Origin of the sequence: Paraburkholderia bryophila (genome assembly GCF_013409255.1) — a bacterium.
In the GTDB taxonomy this organism is placed as follows: Bacteria; Pseudomonadota; Gammaproteobacteria; order Burkholderiales; family Burkholderiaceae; genus Paraburkholderia.
Window position 1 is genome coordinate 4458807 of the sequence record NZ_JACCAS010000001.1, and the last position, 14661, is coordinate 4473467.

A 14661-nucleotide genomic window follows, 5' to 3' on the forward strand; every position below is an offset into this window, starting at 1 on the left:
CGCGCGTAGAATCCCGGCTCTCTTGAAGCGCTACCGGCTTGTCACTGCAACCCACGCGGAACGGACATGGAAATCAAGTGGATCGAAGACTTCATCGCGCTTGCCCGCTATCAAAGCTTCTCCCGGGCAGCGGAATTTCGAAGCGTGACGCAGTCCGGCTTCAGCCGACGCATTCAGTCACTTGAACAATGGGTGGGCGCCGATCTGATCGACCGGAGCAGTTTTCCGCCGACGCTCACGCCGGCAGGCCGTCTGTTCCGCGAAGCCGCCGAAGACATCCTGGAGAAGCTTTTCGACACCCGCGCGATTATCCGCACCGAGCAGAGAATGGCCGGCAAAGGTCTACAGATCGCAGCCGGCCACACCATCGCGCTGAGCTTTCTGCCCGCCTGGTTGAAGGCACTGACCGCGCATGTCGGCGAGGTGCGCGCGCGGGTGATTCCGACCAACGTGCACGACTCGATTCTGATGCTCGTCAACGGCAACTGCGAGCTGATGTTTGCGTATCACCATCCGGAGTTGCCGCTGCATCTCGATCCGGTGCGTTACCAGCATCTGACGGTCGGCGTCGATACGTTCATGCCGGTGTGCCGGCCCAATGAGCGCCTCGCGCCCGCATTCCGCTTACCCGGCACCGCGAACCGTCCGCTGCCGCTCATCTCGTACACGGAAACCAGCTACTTCGGCCGCTGCCTCGCGCTGCTTCTCGGTCGCGCCAGCGCTGCGCCGGTGCTGCAACTGCATTACGAATCGGACATGGCCGAAGTGCTGAAGAAACTCGTGATGGAAGGCGAGGGTTTGGCGTGGCTGCCCAAAAGCTCGATCACGACCGAACTCGAATCCGGCGAGCTGGTTCCCGCCGGACGCGCCGAATGGCATCTCGAAGTCGAATTGCGCGTGTACCGCGACGCGTCGAATCGCAGCGAGTTTCTGGAGACGCTGTGGGGGCACATTCGCGCGGCGAGCCAGCCTTCGTGATAGGGTTTTCACGGGTTATGCGAAATCAGCATAGGCGCATGCAGTACTAGCATTGCCGTCTTTTTGAGGTTCCTTAATATCCGTCCAGACACAGAGACCGGCCAACACAGCATGGTTTCTGCCTTTCCTGCGCGTGGTGTGCAACTCGTCCACCAGCGCTACTCCTGGACGGATTCACATGAAGAATCGCCTCACTCTCTACATCTTTGTCGGCATGGTGCTCGGCGTTATCGTCGGGTACCTCTGTCACCGCTCGGTGGCGAATGCCGACGAAGCGAAGGCCGTTGCCGGCTACTTCTCGATCATCACCGACATCTTTCTTCGCCTCGTGAAGATGATCATCGCGCCGCTGGTGTTCGCGACGCTCGTCTCGGGACTCGCGGGCATGGCGGGGACCAGCGACGTGCGCCGCATCGGCTTCCGCTCGGTGGGATGGTTCCTGTGCGCGTCGCTGCTGTCGCTCGCGCTCGGCCTGGTGCTGGCGAACGTCTTCCATCCCGGCGCGGGGCTCAATCTGGTGCAGACCAGCGCCGACGTCAGCACCGGGCTGAATACCGCCGGTCTGAACTTCAAGGATTTCGTCACTCACGCGTTTCCGACCAGCATCATCGACGCGATGGCCCGCAACGACATTCTGCAGATTCTCGTGTTCTCCGTGCTGTTCGGCGTGGTGCTGAGCGTGATCAAGAGCGACCCGCGTGTCGCGCCGCTGGTGGCCGGCGTCGATGCGCTCGTACCCGCCATGCTGAAGCTGACCGACTATGTGATGCGCCTTGCGCCGATCGGCGTGTTCGGCGCGCTGGCCTCGGCGATCACCGTGCACGGGCTGGACGTGTTGACCACCTACGGCAAGCTGATCGGCAGCTTCTACGTGGGCCTCGTCTTGCTGTGGACGCTGCTCGTGGCGGTCGGCTATCTCTTTCTCGGCAAGCAGATCTGGGTGCTGCTGAAGGCGATTCGCGAACCCGCCATGCTCGCGTTTTCGACCGCGAGTAGCGAAGCGGCGTACCCGCGTTTGACGGAAAAACTCGAGGAATTCGGCGTCGACAAGAAGGTGGTCGGCTTCACGCTGCCGCTCGGCTACGCGTTCAATCTCGACGGCTCGATGATGTACCAGGCGTTCGCGGCGATTTTCATCGCGCAGGCTTTCGGCATCGATATGCCGCTGGGCACGCAGATCATGATGCTGCTCGTGTTGATGGTGAGCAGCAAGGGCATGGCGGGCGTCGCGCGTGGTTCCGTGGTGGTTGTCGCGGCGGTGGCGCCGATGTTCCACCTGCCGCCTTCCGGCGTCGTGCTGATCCTTGCGATCGACCAGATTCTCGACATGGGGCGAACCGCCACCAACGTGATCGGCAACAGCATCGCGACGGCGGTGATTGCGAAGTGGGAAAGCAAACGTGCGCTCAAGCAGGGGACAGTGGCTGTCGCGGACGAACCGGCTTTCGTGCAATTGCAAGGCGAGATGAAATGAACGAAGGGCCAGTAAAGAGCGCACGTAAGTTTGGCGTGGTGGGCGGACTCGGACCGCTCGCGAGCGCGGATGTGTTTTTCAAACTCGTTAAATCGACGCCGGCGACGAGCGACGCCGAGCACTTCGACGTAGTCTTCGAGCAGCACCCGTTCCGAACTTCCGGCACGGGAACGGAGGCGACGACGGAGCGCAAGTTGTACATCTTCGATCTGATCAGCCGCTTCGAGAAGCAAGGCGTGACGACGGTCGTGCTGCCTTGCTTTCTCAGTCATACTTTTATCGATGAACTGCGGGCCAACTCGCCGCTGCAGATCGTCGACATGGTCGAGGCCGTGCGCAGTCACGTTCGACGGCGCTTTCCGTCGGTGCGTCGCATCGGCGTGCTCGCCTCGGACTACACGCGTCGCAAAGGGCTATTCGACAGGTATTTTGCGACGCCCGAATTCGAGGTGGTCTATCCGCGCCAGCAAGATGGCCTGGATCTCGTCACCGAGGCCGTGTATGGCGCGGAAGGTGTGAAGAGCGGGAATCTGAATGGCCGGCCGGTGACGCTGTTACGCGAGGCGTGCGAAGACCTGATCGCGCAGGGCGCGACGATCATCGTTCCGGGGCTGACGGAAATCGCGCTGGTTGCCGGAGAGATCGGGCCGTTGCCGGTGCCGCTGCTCGATTCGAATCTGGCGTATGCGCAGTACGTGGTGTCGGGGCAGTACTCGTCGCCGGAAACGCTGTTCAAGGTGGGCGTGGTTGGCGGCGTGGGGCCGGCGGCGACCGTCGACTTTATCCACAAGATCGTGCGCAATACGCCCGCCAAACGGGACCAGGATCACATCAAGCTACTGGTCGAACAGAACCCGCAGATTCCGGATCGCACGGAAAGTCTGATTGGCGATGGCCCCGATCCGACCATCTCCCTTTACGCGACTTGCAAGAAGCTCGAAGCGGGCGACGCGGATCTCATCGCGATTCCGTGTAACACCGCGCACGCGTTCGTCGAACGCATCCAGCCGTATCTGAGCATACCGATCGTGAACATGCTGACGGTGACGGTTCGCTATCTGCGCGAGCACTTTCCGGCGCTGCGTTCGGTCGGCGTGCTGGCGACCTCGGGGACGGTGGAAAGCGGCGTCTACGAAAAGGCGCTGATGTCGCAAGGCTTGCAGCAGGTTCTGCCGGGCCCGGCTTTGCAGGCTCGCGTCATGGACGCCATTTACGGTGAAGAGGGCGTGAAGGCGGGTTTCACTAGCGGACAATGCCAGCTCGATATCGCCGCCGCGATCGACGGACTCATCGCGCAAGGCGTGGAAGTTGTCATTCTCGGCTGCACCGAGTTGCCGCTGCTGCTTCCGCAAGCGGACTACGTGGGGACGAATGGCGCGTCGGTCCGCCTCGTGGATCCCACCGACGTGCTTGCCCGGCAATGCGTTGCGTACGCCACGGCCGCTGCCACAGCCGCTACCGCTGCCGTTACAGCGGGAACACTCTGTGTATAACGACACCATCACCTCTTCGCCCGGCCTCGTGGCATGCACGAGCGCCGGTTGACGCACTACGTCTGTCATTTCTAACTATCGAGGAATTCATGCTCTCAGCCAACGAACGTATCGAACACGATCTTCTCGGCGACCTCGCCGTGCCCGCGTCGGCCTACTACGGCGTGCACACGTTGCGCGCATTGGAGAACTTCCCGATCACGGGTATTCCTATTTCGGTGTATCCGAATCTCATCAACGCATTGGCGAGCGTCAAGGAGGCGGCTGCGCTGGCGAATTACGACCTCGGGCTGCTCAGCGAGCTCAAGATGTCGGCGATCGTTCAAGCGTGCAGACAGGTCCGCTCCGGTGTTGCGCATGAGCACTTTGTGGTGGACGTCATTCAGGGCGGTGCCGGCACGTCCACCAACATGAACGCCAATGAAGTCATCGCCAATCTCGCGCTCGAACACCTCGGGCATCAGCGAGGCGAGTACGGCATTCTCCATCCCAATGAGGACGTCAACCTCGGCCAAAGCACGAACGACGTGTACCCCACAGCGCTGAAGATCGCGACCTATGCGGGCATCATGCAACTGATCGACGCAATGGGCGTGCTGCGTGCGTCGTTCGAACGCAAGGCGGAAGAGTTCAGAAGCGATCTGAAGATGGGCCGGACCCAATTGCAGGACGCCGTGCCGATGACCTTGGGGCAGGAGTTCAGCACCTTCGCCGTGATGCTCGGTGAAGACGAGGAACGCCTCAGGGAAGCCTCGAGATTGATCTGTGAGATCAACCTGGGCGCAACGGCGATTGGAACGGGCATCAATACGCATCCGCAGTACGCGGGACTTGTCTGTACTCACCTGAGCAGCGTGACAGGGATTGCGCTCACTACGTCGCCAAATCTGGTGGAAGCGACTCAGGACGTCGGCTCGTTCGTGCAATTGTCCGGCGTGTTGAAGCGGGTCGCCGTGAAACTGTCGAAGACCTGCAATGATCTGCGGCTTCTGTCGAGCGGCCCTCGCGCGGGGTTCGGAGAAATCAATCTGCCGCCGGTGCAGGCGGGCTCCAGCATCATGCCGGGCAAGGTCAATCCGGTGATTCCGGAAGTGGTCAATCAGATCGCGTTCGAGGTGATCGGCAACGACGTGACCGTCAGTTTCGCAGCGGAGGCGGGGCAGCTTCAGCTCAACGCGTTCGAGCCGATCATCGCGCACAGTCTGTTCAAAAGCGTGGCCCATCTGCGGGCAGGGTGCTTGACGCTGGCGTCCCGATGCGTCGACGGGATCACCGCCAATCGCGACCGGTTGCGTGCGATCGTTGAAAACTCGATTGGAATCGTGACCGCGCTCAACCCATACATCGGCTATACACATGCGACGGAAGTCGCGCAGGAAGCGCTAGCTTCCGGTCGAAGCGTGGCGGAGATCGTGGTGGAAAAAGGACTGTTGAGTCAGGCGCAACTCGATGAGATTTTGCAGCCTGCGATGTTGACTCAGCCGAGGAAGGTGGGATCCGTGTCGTAAGAGTAGATTAACCGGCGTCGCATGTGACGCCGCTGGTTATCTGTTGACTTCAGGTCCGGTGCGAGACGATCGCGCTGGCTTGCAAAGGCTGCGTCGTTATCTGACGCGAACTGCTACATCCTGGCCTGCAACAAGGTACATCTGTGCTTCTAAGCGGAGAGTTCTTGCGCGAGAGCGCGAGGCATTCGTGGCGCTATTGAGTGTTGCGTACGAAAAAGGCCGGAATCATAAGCCCTTGGGCGTTTCTCTCAATGACGATTCAGCATGATCCAATGCGTTCGCGGCATGTCATGCGATCATTCGACACCTACCCATGAACGCTGCGTGCTTCCACCAGGAGCAAATAGATGTCGTCGATGGCTGCCGGAACACCTTCCAACGCGTACGCCGTTAAAGCCGCCGCTGTCGTCGCGCCATTCGTGGACGCCAACCTTTTTTCCGGCCTGATTCTGGTCGCGCATCGGGGCAAGCCGATCTTCCACGAGGCATTCGGGCTGGCGAATCGAGAATGGATGATCGCCAACACGCCGGATACCCGATTCCGGATCGGCTCCATTACCAAGCAGTTCACGGCGACGGCCATCGTTCTGCTTGCCGGGCGCGGCAAACTCAATCTCGCGGATCCGGTGTCGACGCATTACGCAAATGCGCCCGAGAGTTGGTGTGACATCACCATTCATCAGTTGCTGACACACACATCGGGCATTCCTTCATACACGGGTCGTCCGGACTTCGTTTCGCACATTGGGCGGATTGACCATACACCCGAGCAGATTCTCGATCTGGTGCGTGACTTGCCACTGGAATTCACACCCGGTGAGCGTTTCTCCTATTGCAATAGCGGCTATGCGCTACTCGGCCTGATCGTGGAAAAAGTAAGCGGCCAGATTTACTCCGCATTTCTGCAGAGTGAGATCTTCGATCCACTCGGTATGAGCAATACGGGCTACGACGAGACTCGCGCTATTCTTCCGCGGCGGGCGGCGGGCTATGAGCGCCACGGGGGAAAGTGGATCAACGCGCTTTTCTCCGCGATGAGCGTCCCGTATGCCGCCGGCGGCCTTTATTCGACGGCCGACGATCTTCTGCGCTGGACCGAGGCACTTTCAAACGGGAAAGTCATCAGCGCGGGCTCGCTGGACGAGATGCTGCGCGATCATGGCCACGGGTACGGTTACGGCTGGTTCATCGTCAATCGATCCGACCGTCGCTTGCATCATCATGGCGGAGGAATCAACGGCTTCGTGTGTGCACTGGACCGCTACCCGGACGACGAACTGACGGTCGTCGTTCTGTCGAATCTTCAACATGCCATTATTCCCGCGATCGCGGAGCGGCTGGCGAACCTGCACTTCGGACGCCATGAACCGCGCGCAAGCGTGCCGATCGATCCGCCGCTGCTGGAGACCTACACGGGTTGCTATCGACTGGGACCGAAGTACTTTGTTCGGGTCACTACCGAAGCGGGCGCGCTGAACATTCACGCTCGCGGACAGGAGCCGTTGCGGCTAGCGTACGCGGGCGCCGATAGCTTCTTCTGCCAGGTTCGGGACATGCAGATCGATTTCCAGCGCGCCGACGAAGGCAGCGTCGTCGCGCTAGTGGACCGCGAGCGCGGTCGTGACTTCGTGGCTCATCGAGTGGACGAAGCGCTTGTGCAGCAGATTGAACAGGCGCCGCTGCAAGGCGCCGACCATGCCGGGGCGGAAGCGCGGGACTTCGCCCACTATGCCGGATGGTATCGGCTCAGCGCTTATATGGACCTTGAAGTGACCTGCGATGCAGGGCAGATCCATGTTCAGGCCACCGGTCAGGAAAAGTTGGCAACCGTTTATCGCGGCATGCGCCGTTTCGAGCTGGTAGGTCCAGTCACCGCCGCTGTGACATTCGAACTCGACGGCGACGGCACGGTGTGCAATCTGATCCTGCATCAGGCCGGGGTGGATTGGCGTGGTTTCAGGCTGAGCGAGGCAAACCGCCCAGCCCAATAGACTCCTATAGCCGCACCGATTGGTCAATAGAGACGTGTGCTCAATTGCTCATCGGCGACGCCAGTCCGATACTCGCCGTAACGTCCCCTCGCTCATAAAAATCATGGCCATGCCAACGATGAGAGCAGACCTATTCGACGCCGCGCGTTCCCGGTTCTTATCCGGGTTTGCCCGCAAGATTCAGGGCACCGCCGGCACAGGGGCCGCGAGACTCAAGGGAGCCTGACATGGCGTACACCGATCTGGCGGTACTTGGGGGAGTCGGGGTGCTCGCACTGGCTTGCCTCACCGTATGCGGCGTGTATGTGTACTGGGGCAGCGACCGATATCGCCATCGGCAGCGGCGACGCGCGGCGCAAAAAAGCGTCGCCCAGTTGGTGGCTCCAGATAACAAAAAGCTTACAGGAGCGCGCGCAACCATGGGTACGGAACTCAGTCACCTTTGCAAGACCTCCCTGTATCGGGCCGTGTTCAGCCATGATCGCGACGAGAGCGTCGTGTTTCTGAGCGCCGACAGCCGCGACGACGCGCGAGCGCGCGCGGCCGCCGCGCTAGCCGCGATTCATCGCCTCGAAGTCCAGGAAGTGACGCTCAGTAATCTCGCTTCGTTTCGCGAGCTGGTCGACATCGGCGTTAGCGACGATGAAGACATGCGGATCTTCGAGCTGGCGTGGAAAGGGCCGCAGGTCAGCGCATGGGCCGAGCATCCGCTGTTTCTGATCAACGATCCGAGTCTGCTCGGCAAGTGGGCTGAGCTCTATGCGGATCTGGCGCGGGAAGTCGCGCTTGCCGCGATCGATCGGGCGCGAGGCTAACAACGCCACCTCCCCAGCAGCGCTCGGTGATTGTCAGGGCGCATGCGCGCCCTGACAATCCTCGCCGCCGCCGCTATTACTTCTTGTCCACCGTCACCAGATCCTTGTCCTTGCTGTCCGCGACGAAAATAGCGAGCAGCTTGGCGGGTTCGGTGTCGCTCGCATTCTCGCTGACGGTGTGATGGGCGCCCGGCTTTTCGGTCCAATGCTCGCCGGCGTGATAGACGTGCGTTTCGCCGCCGTTGACCTGACTGCGGATCGCGCCGGACAGCACGTAGCCGACCACGAACGCCTGACCATGTCGATGCGCGGGCGTCTTGCCGCCAGGCGCGTAGTCGACGATCAACGCGGTCATCGTCTTGCCCGGCACGTTGGCGATCGGTTCGACGAAAGCCGGCGCGATGGTTTCGCGCGGCGCGGCGGAGGAAGCGGCGGGGGCCGAGGCTTCTGCGGCGTAGACGGTTTGCGAAGCGGTGGCAACCGAGAGAGCGGCGAACGTCGTCGCCGTGATGAGTGAACGGAGGTTCATGATGAGTTTCCTGCCTGAATGATTTCAATGGCCGTTTTAACGGCGACACGCTTCCCGACGATTCGAATCGCGAATCGTCCAATACGTCAGTACGGGAAGTAGTTCGACTGCTATTACGCAGTCAGCGACGCTTCGTCAGCTTCGACTTGCGACGGCTCATTCGCCCATTGCGCGGCGACGGCGTCCAGTTCACGATGCGCGCGTTCGAGCGCTTCGATGCGAGCTTGCTGATCCGAGAACTGCAGCGGCTGCGCATCGACGAACGTGGGGTTCGCCACGCCGATGAATCCGAACGCGGCCTTCAATGCCGGTGTGAGCGCATCCATCGACGAGAACGGGGCGGCGCGCAGATCCGCACCGCGACTCGTAATGAAGACGGTTTTTTGCCGCTGAAGTTGCCCTTCGATACGGCCGTCTTCGGTATTCACGTACGTGAGCCCGGTGCGCGTGATGTTGTCGATATAGGCCTTGAACGCGGACGGCATCGACCAGTTGTACATCGGCATGGCGAAAATCAGCGCGTCGGCATCGAGCAGGCGCCGGCACAGCGCGTCCGAAGCCGCCAACGTCTCCTTCATGGCCGGTGTGCGCTCCTGCTCCGGCGTGTAGGTGGCAATCGCAAACGCTTCGGTGACGTGCGCGGGTATGTCGACCGTGACGTCCAGATAATCGATGTCGAGCTCCACGCCTTCACTGCGCAACCGTTCGATGAAATAGCGGCTCAATGCGCGCGAATTGGAACGTTCGCGCTTGGCGCTCGCGTCGACGTGCAGGACCTTCATGACTTCTCTCCTTGATGTGCATTTCGATGAGGATTGCCGCTTTCGCTGCGGCGTGTGGACGAGCGGTGCCCGAGCCACTTGACGACCTGATGCCCGTACGCGGCGGGCGCTTTTTCGACCGTGCGTGTCGCCAGATCGGCTAGCGAATGCGCGGCGAGGGATTCGGTCATGCGCTTTTCGGCGTCCAGCATCACGGCATGGATCGAGCACACGCCGCGCGTGGCCCATGCCGGCGGCTTGTCGCCGAACACCGCGCAATTCGCGCGGATTTCGCGGCAATCGAACAGCGCCTTGTTGCCGTCGATCGCATTCACGACGTCGAGCACGCTGATCTCGGCCGCCGGCCGCGCCAGCCGGAAACCGCCCCGCACGCCCTCGGTCGCCGCGACGATGCCGGCCCGCGAGAGCTTGGTGAACAGCTTGGCGACGTACTCCACCGGCACGCCCTGAAGCTCCGCGAGATCTTTCGCGCTGGCGTCGCTCACGCCCGCAGCGGGATCGCTGAGATAGAGCAGGCAATGCAACCCATACTCGACACCTGTGCTGATGTGTGACATTTCCTTAACTCCGACTCATGATATCGTAGTTAGAAATGTAATCGACTTTGGGCTCAGGTGCAACCCCAGGTTTCTGGAACAGATTGTTGCTTGATCGTGGGGATGAGGGCTCGGCGGCGGCGCTGAGTTCGGCAGGTCTCGTGCGGCAGGGCACAGATTAGGCGGTGCGTCGGCTGCGGCAAATAGCCGGTTCCGGCGATTTTCAGGTGACCAGCGCGGAGCAGAGCGCGATGGTGGTTTAGATGTGGGGATTTACGCAATTCGGGAGCGACGAGCCGCGCTCCCGAATCGGTCTTGTGCGAAGAGCGGTGTTATTCGAGCGCCGCGGCCGGACCGAAGAACTCGTAGCGGCTTTGCGACTCCGGCACGCCGACCGCCTTCAGATGCTTCTTCATGGCTTTCATGAAGGCGATCGGGCCGAGAAAATAGACATCGACGTCGCGCGTTGTCGGCAGCCAGCGATCCAGCCGCGCCTCGTCGAGATAGCCGATCCCGTGCGCGTCGGCGTCCTGCGCGCGGCGCTGTTCATAGCAGTAGAAGCGCTTCAGTTGCGGATGACGCGCGGCCAGTTGATCGATCGTGTCGCGGAACGCATGCACGCCACCGTGCCGCGCCGAATGGATGAAATGCACCGGACGTCCGCTGCCGAGCGCAGCCTGCAACATCGCCAGTGTCGGGGTGATGCCGACGCCGCCGCTGATCAGCACGAGCGGTTTGTCGCCGGGTTGAAGGGTGAAATCGCCGGCCGGCGCGAACAGGTCCAGCGTATCGTTTTCGGCGATCTGCTCGTGCAGGTAATTCGACACCTTGCCATTCGGCTCGCGCTTTACGCTGATGCGGTACTCGCGGCCATCGGCCATGGCCGACAGCGAATAGTTGCGGCGCACTTCAACGCCGTCTATCACGAGCCGTACGCCGATGTACTGGCCAGGCTCGAACGCGAGCAACTCGCGGCCGTCGTCGGGCCGCAGATGGAACGACGTGATCTCGTCGCTCTCGCGCACCTTGCGGGCCACGCGGAACAGCCGCGTGCCGCGCCATCCGCCCGGCGCCGCTTCTCTGCTGGCGTACATCGTTTCTTCGATGCCGATCAGCAGATCGGCGAGTTGCTGATACGCGGCGGCCCACGCTTCGATCACCGCGTCGGTGGCGATCTCCGCGCCGAGCACTTCGCGGATGGAGCGCAGCAGGCACTGGCCGACAATCGGATAGTGCTCGGGCAGGATATTCAGCGCGACGTGCTTGTTGGTGATTTGTCCGACGAGGCCGCCGAGTTGATCGAGCTTGTCGATATGGCGCGCGTACATCAGCACGCCGTTGGCGAGGGCGCGTTGCTGCGCGCCGCTGGCCTGATTCGCCTGGTTGAACAGCGGGCGCACCTCGGGATGCTCATTGATCAGCAGGTCGTAGAAGTGCGTGGTCAGCGCTTCGCCGCCGCTTTCGAGAAGCGGCACGGTGGCTTTGACGATGGCGCGATGGTCGGGGGAAAGCATGGATGAGTCCTCGTGGTGAGTGGATGACGGGCCGCGACGCGGCCGATGCCTTCTCTATCCATGTTTCGTGCCAGGTGTAAAATCCAGATAAATCAACGAGATAATTTTTGATATGGTCGATTCGACTCTGGTTAAAGAGACTCCATTAGCAGTCGGATTGACTGCGCGGGCGGTGCTGGACGTGCTGACGCCGCTGATCCAGGATCTGTCGCGCGAGCTGTCCGACAGCGAGCGCTTTCGCCGCTTGTTGAGCAGCCTGCGCACGCTGTTTCCCGGCGACGCGGCGGCGCTGCTGCGCCTTGAAGGCGACACGCTGGTGCCGCTCGCCATCGACGGCTTGAGCAGCGATACGCTCGGGCGGCGCTTTCGCGTCAGCGAGCATCCGCGCTTCGCGCAATTGCTATCGCGACCCGAGCCGACCCGGTTCGCCGCCGACTCCGATTTGCCCGACCCCTACGACGGCCTGGTGCAGGGCGTGGCGGGGCATCTCGAGGTCCACGATTGCCTGGGCTGTCCGCTGTTGATCGGCGGCCGCCCGTGGGGGCTTCTCACTCTCGACGCGTTGAACCCGGCACGCTTCGACGCGATCGATATGGCTTCGCTGCAGGCCTTCCTGAGTCTCGCGGCAGCGACCGTCAGCGTGGTGGAGCGCATCGACACGCTGGCGCGCACCGGCGAAGAAGAGCGGCGGCGTGCCGAAGCGTATCGGCAGGCGAGCGGCCAGAGCCGTCGCGAAATGGTCGGCAGCAGCGAGTCGCACAAACATCTGATCGAAGAAATCGAAGTGGTCGCCGGCAGCGATCTGACCGTGCTGATTACCGGCGAGACCGGGGTCGGCAAGGAACTCGTGGCGAACGCGATTCACGCGCTGTCGTCGCGGGCCGGCAAGCCGATGATCAGCCTCAACTGCGCGGCGTTGCCGGATACGCTGGTGGAAAGCGAATTGTTCGGGCATGTGCGAGGCGCGTTTTCCGGCGCGTCGTCGGACCGGCGCGGCAAATTCGAACTGGCCGACGGCGGCACGCTGTTTCTGGACGAGGTCGGCGAATTACCGCTCGCCGTGCAAGCCAAGTTGTTGCGCGTGCTGCAAAACGGTCAATTGCAGCGCATCGGCTCGGATCACGAACACAAGGTCGACGTCCGCCTGATCGCCGCGACGAATCGCGATCTCGCCGAAGAGGTGAGGGCAGGTCGCTTTCGTGCCGACTTCTATCACCGTCTCAGTGTCTATCCGTTGCGTGTGCCGCCGTTGCGCGAACGCGGCCGGGACGTGTTGTTGCTGGCGGGCTTTTTCCTCGAAGAAAACCGCTCGCGTCTCGGCTTGCTGAGTCTGCGTCTCGCGGCCGACGCGCAAGCCGCGCTATTGCGTTATCCCTGGCCGGGCAACGTGCGCGAACTCGAACATCTGATTGGACGTAGCGCGCTCAAGGCGCTGGCGAGCAATCGCGAACGTCGGCGGATTCTCACGCTGAATGCGGCGGATTTCGCTTTTTCCGGCGCGCTCGGCGGCGAACCGCAGGAAGCCGTGCCGGCCATCGTGGAGAAGGATTTTCGCAGCGCGGTGACGGCGTTCGAACGGAGTATCGTGGTCGAGACGTTGGAGCGGCATCAGCAGAATTGGGCGGCGGCGGCGCGTGAACTTGGCCTCGATCGCGCGAACCTCAACCGGCTCGCGAAGCGGCTCGGCTTGAAGTAGCGCGGCCTGCCGGGAAGCGGGCGTGGCGCGCATCCCAGGTTAGACTTCGTGGATGGAAAACATCGATCTAACCAGCGTGGTTCGTCGGCTGTCGCCGGGAACGCAATTCATCGCCGGCAAGCCGGCCGATGAAGACGTGTGGACGTTCAACGGAGAAGCAGATGAGCAGTGAAAAATCGAAGCGCGCGCGCCGCGCCGCCGAAGACCTTTTCGGCGGACTGCCGGCCAAGGGTTCGACGGCCGCGAGCCGTCCGTCGAACCCTTTCGGCGACCCCTTCTCCAACTCAACCAGTTTCGTGCCCGCTGACGACCTGCTGGTCACCTTACCGGCTGAAATGGAACTGCCGCCTGGCTACGCCGATTCAGCGGCCATGCGCGACGCGCTCACGCGCGCCTGGCGGATGGACTGGATCAAGGTGGGGAAAGACGTGTGCGTCGTCAGATTGCCGGTCGACTGGATCGCGGACAAATCGGTGGACGGTGTGCTGCGCATCAAGGGCGGTGGAATCGTGCGCGCCGAGGGTCGGCTGGTGAAAGGCGCCACGCTGTTGATCCTGCCGCGTTACTACCTGAAGGCGGAGTTCCACGACCTGAACGAACATTGCCGGATCGTCGTGCGGGACCGTGCGCGCAACAACGCCATCCTCAAGGAATCGTTCTGGGACACCCGCAGCGGCCCGAATCATCCGCAGTGGAAGGTGTTGTCCGACTGGCTCGACACGCAATTCCCCGCGCACCGTGATCCGCTCCGCTATTGGGACGATTGCGAAGACAACGTTCGCTCTGCCTGAGTCGCGCATTGCCATGTCGCATCTGAAATACCTGACCGGCTATCCGGCGTCGCTGCAAGAGAAGGTCAAGAAGCTGATCGCCGACGAGCAACTCGGCGCGTATCTCGCCGAGCGTTATCCGAATACGCACGACGTGCAAACCGACCGTGCGTTATACGCGTACTGCGCCGATCTGAAGCGCGAACATTTGCGCAGCGCGGAGCAGATCGACAAGGTCACATACGACAGCAAGCTCGACGTCGTGCGTCACGCGCTCGGTCTGCACACCAGCATTTCCCGCGTGCAGGGCGGCAAGCTGAAGGCGAAGAAGGAAATCCGCGTTGCGTCGCTGTTCAAGGCGGCGGCGCCGGAGTTTCTGAAAATGATCGTTGTCCACGAACTGGCGCATCTGAAGGAAAGCGATCACAACAAGGCTTTCTACCGTTTGTGCGAGTTCATGCAGCCGGGTTACCACCAGATCGAATTCGATTTGCGTCTGTATCTGACGCATCGCGACCTGGCGAAGAGCCAGGTCGCGCGCTCGATGCTTTAGGTTTTAATTAACCCTCAAGCCT

At 61.7% G+C, this 14661-nt stretch carries 13 protein-coding genes; 9 read left to right on the forward strand and 4 right to left on the reverse strand.

The window, feature by feature from the left end; translation table 11 throughout:
* Positions 1-66: 66 nt before the first annotated feature.
* The 6 genes from GGD40_RS20045 to GGD40_RS20070 all read left to right on the forward strand — a co-directional run bounded on the left by GGD40_RS20045 (position 67) and on the right by GGD40_RS20070 (position 8259).
* Positions 67-978, forward strand: coding sequence for a LysR substrate-binding domain-containing protein (locus tag GGD40_RS20045; protein WP_179744661.1), 912 nt, complete (start codon positions 67-69; stop codon positions 976-978).
* 178 nt (positions 979-1156) lie between these two features.
* Positions 1157-2452: a dicarboxylate/amino acid:cation symporter gene (locus tag GGD40_RS20050; protein WP_179744662.1), complete on the forward strand. Its 1296-nt coding sequence runs from the start codon at positions 1157-1159 to the stop codon at positions 2450-2452.
* A complete protein-coding gene (locus tag GGD40_RS20055; protein WP_179744663.1) occupies positions 2449-3945 on the forward strand; it encodes an aspartate/glutamate racemase family protein in 1497 nt (498 codons plus the stop codon). Before GGD40_RS20050 ends, GGD40_RS20055 begins: the two co-directional genes overlap by 4 nt.
* Positions 3946-4034: 89 nt before the next feature.
* Positions 4035-5453 (forward strand): aspartate ammonia-lyase, encoded by a 1419-nt coding sequence (aspA, locus tag GGD40_RS20060; RefSeq protein WP_179703778.1) that lies wholly within the window; start codon positions 4035-4037, stop codon positions 5451-5453.
* Between the two features lie 347 nt (positions 5454-5800).
* Positions 5801-7444 (forward strand): serine hydrolase, encoded by a 1644-nt coding sequence (locus GGD40_RS20065; RefSeq protein WP_179744664.1) that lies wholly within the window; start codon positions 5801-5803, stop codon positions 7442-7444.
* 419 nt (positions 7445-7863) lie between these two features.
* Positions 7864-8259: a hypothetical protein gene (locus GGD40_RS20070; RefSeq protein ID WP_257030443.1), complete on the forward strand. Its 396-nt coding sequence runs from the start codon at positions 7864-7866 to the stop codon at positions 8257-8259.
* A 76-nt stretch (positions 8260-8335) separates the two neighbouring features.
* On the opposite strand, the gene GGD40_RS20075 is transcribed toward GGD40_RS20070, so the two are convergent.
* The 4 genes from GGD40_RS20075 to hmpA all read right to left on the reverse strand — a co-directional run bounded on the left by GGD40_RS20075 (position 8336) and on the right by hmpA (position 11620).
* Positions 8336-8788 carry a cupin domain-containing protein gene (locus GGD40_RS20075; RefSeq protein ID WP_179703781.1) on the reverse strand — a complete coding sequence of 151 codons (453 nt, stop codon included), beginning with the start codon at positions 8786-8788 and terminating at the stop codon, positions 8336-8338.
* Between the two features lie 113 nt (positions 8789-8901).
* A complete protein-coding gene (locus tag GGD40_RS20080; RefSeq protein WP_179744666.1) occupies positions 8902-9570 on the reverse strand; it encodes an FMN-dependent NADH-azoreductase in 669 nt (222 codons plus the stop codon).
* Positions 9567-10127, reverse strand: coding sequence for an RrF2 family transcriptional regulator (locus GGD40_RS20085; RefSeq protein ID WP_179703783.1), 561 nt, complete (start codon positions 10125-10127; stop codon positions 9567-9569). The genes GGD40_RS20080 and GGD40_RS20085 overlap by 4 nt, the downstream gene beginning before the upstream one ends.
* A gap of 311 nt (positions 10128-10438) precedes the next feature.
* Complete coding sequence (gene hmpA, locus GGD40_RS20090; protein ID WP_179744667.1) at positions 10439-11620, reverse strand: NO-inducible flavohemoprotein; 1182 nt, start codon at positions 11618-11620, stop codon at positions 10439-10441.
* Between the two features lie 112 nt (positions 11621-11732).
* Between hmpA and norR the strand changes: the two genes are divergently transcribed.
* The 3 genes from norR (at position 11733) to GGD40_RS20105 (ending at position 14639) form a co-directional block, all read left to right on the forward strand.
* Complete coding sequence (gene norR / locus GGD40_RS20095) at positions 11733-13316, forward strand: nitric oxide reductase transcriptional regulator NorR (protein WP_179744668.1); 1584 nt, start codon at positions 11733-11735, stop codon at positions 13314-13316.
* 161 nt (positions 13317-13477) lie between these two features.
* Positions 13478-14107 carry a hypothetical protein gene (locus tag GGD40_RS20100; RefSeq protein ID WP_179744669.1) on the forward strand — a complete coding sequence of 210 codons (630 nt, stop codon included), beginning with the start codon at positions 13478-13480 and terminating at the stop codon, positions 14105-14107.
* 13 nt (positions 14108-14120) lie between these two features.
* Complete coding sequence (locus tag GGD40_RS20105) at positions 14121-14639, forward strand: M48 metallopeptidase family protein (protein ID WP_179744670.1); 519 nt, start codon at positions 14121-14123, stop codon at positions 14637-14639.
* The last annotated feature ends 22 nt before the right edge of the window (positions 14640-14661 follow it).

Coding starts and splice junctions, on each gene's coding strand:
- GGD40_RS20045 (WP_179744661.1), top strand. CDS start 67: ATGGAAATCAAGTGGATCGAAGACTTCATCGCGCTTGCCCGCTATCAA.
- GGD40_RS20050 (WP_179744662.1), top strand. CDS start 1,157: ATGAAGAATCGCCTCACTCTCTACATCTTTGTCGGCATGGTGCTCGGC.
- GGD40_RS20055 (WP_179744663.1), top strand. CDS start 2,449: ATGAACGAAGGGCCAGTAAAGAGCGCACGTAAGTTTGGCGTGGTGGGC.
- aspA (WP_179703778.1), top strand. CDS start 4,035: ATGCTCTCAGCCAACGAACGTATCGAACACGATCTTCTCGGCGACCTC.
- GGD40_RS20065 (WP_179744664.1), top strand. CDS start 5,801: ATGTCGTCGATGGCTGCCGGAACACCTTCCAACGCGTACGCCGTTAAA.
- GGD40_RS20070 (WP_257030443.1), top strand. CDS start 7,864: ATGGGTACGGAACTCAGTCACCTTTGCAAGACCTCCCTGTATCGGGCC.
- GGD40_RS20075 (WP_179703781.1), bottom strand. CDS start 8,788: ATGAACCTCCGTTCACTCATCACGGCGACGACGTTCGCCGCTCTCTCG.
- GGD40_RS20080 (WP_179744666.1), bottom strand. CDS start 9,570: ATGAAGGTCCTGCACGTCGACGCGAGCGCCAAGCGCGAACGTTCCAAT.
- GGD40_RS20085 (WP_179703783.1), bottom strand. CDS start 10,127: ATGTCACACATCAGCACAGGTGTCGAGTATGGGTTGCATTGCCTGCTC.
- hmpA (WP_179744667.1), bottom strand. CDS start 11,620: ATGCTTTCCCCCGACCATCGCGCCATCGTCAAAGCCACCGTGCCGCTT.
- norR (WP_179744668.1), top strand. CDS start 11,733: ATGGTCGATTCGACTCTGGTTAAAGAGACTCCATTAGCAGTCGGATTG.
- GGD40_RS20100 (WP_179744669.1), top strand. CDS start 13,478: ATGAGCAGTGAAAAATCGAAGCGCGCGCGCCGCGCCGCCGAAGACCTT.
- GGD40_RS20105 (WP_179744670.1), top strand. CDS start 14,121: ATGTCGCATCTGAAATACCTGACCGGCTATCCGGCGTCGCTGCAAGAG.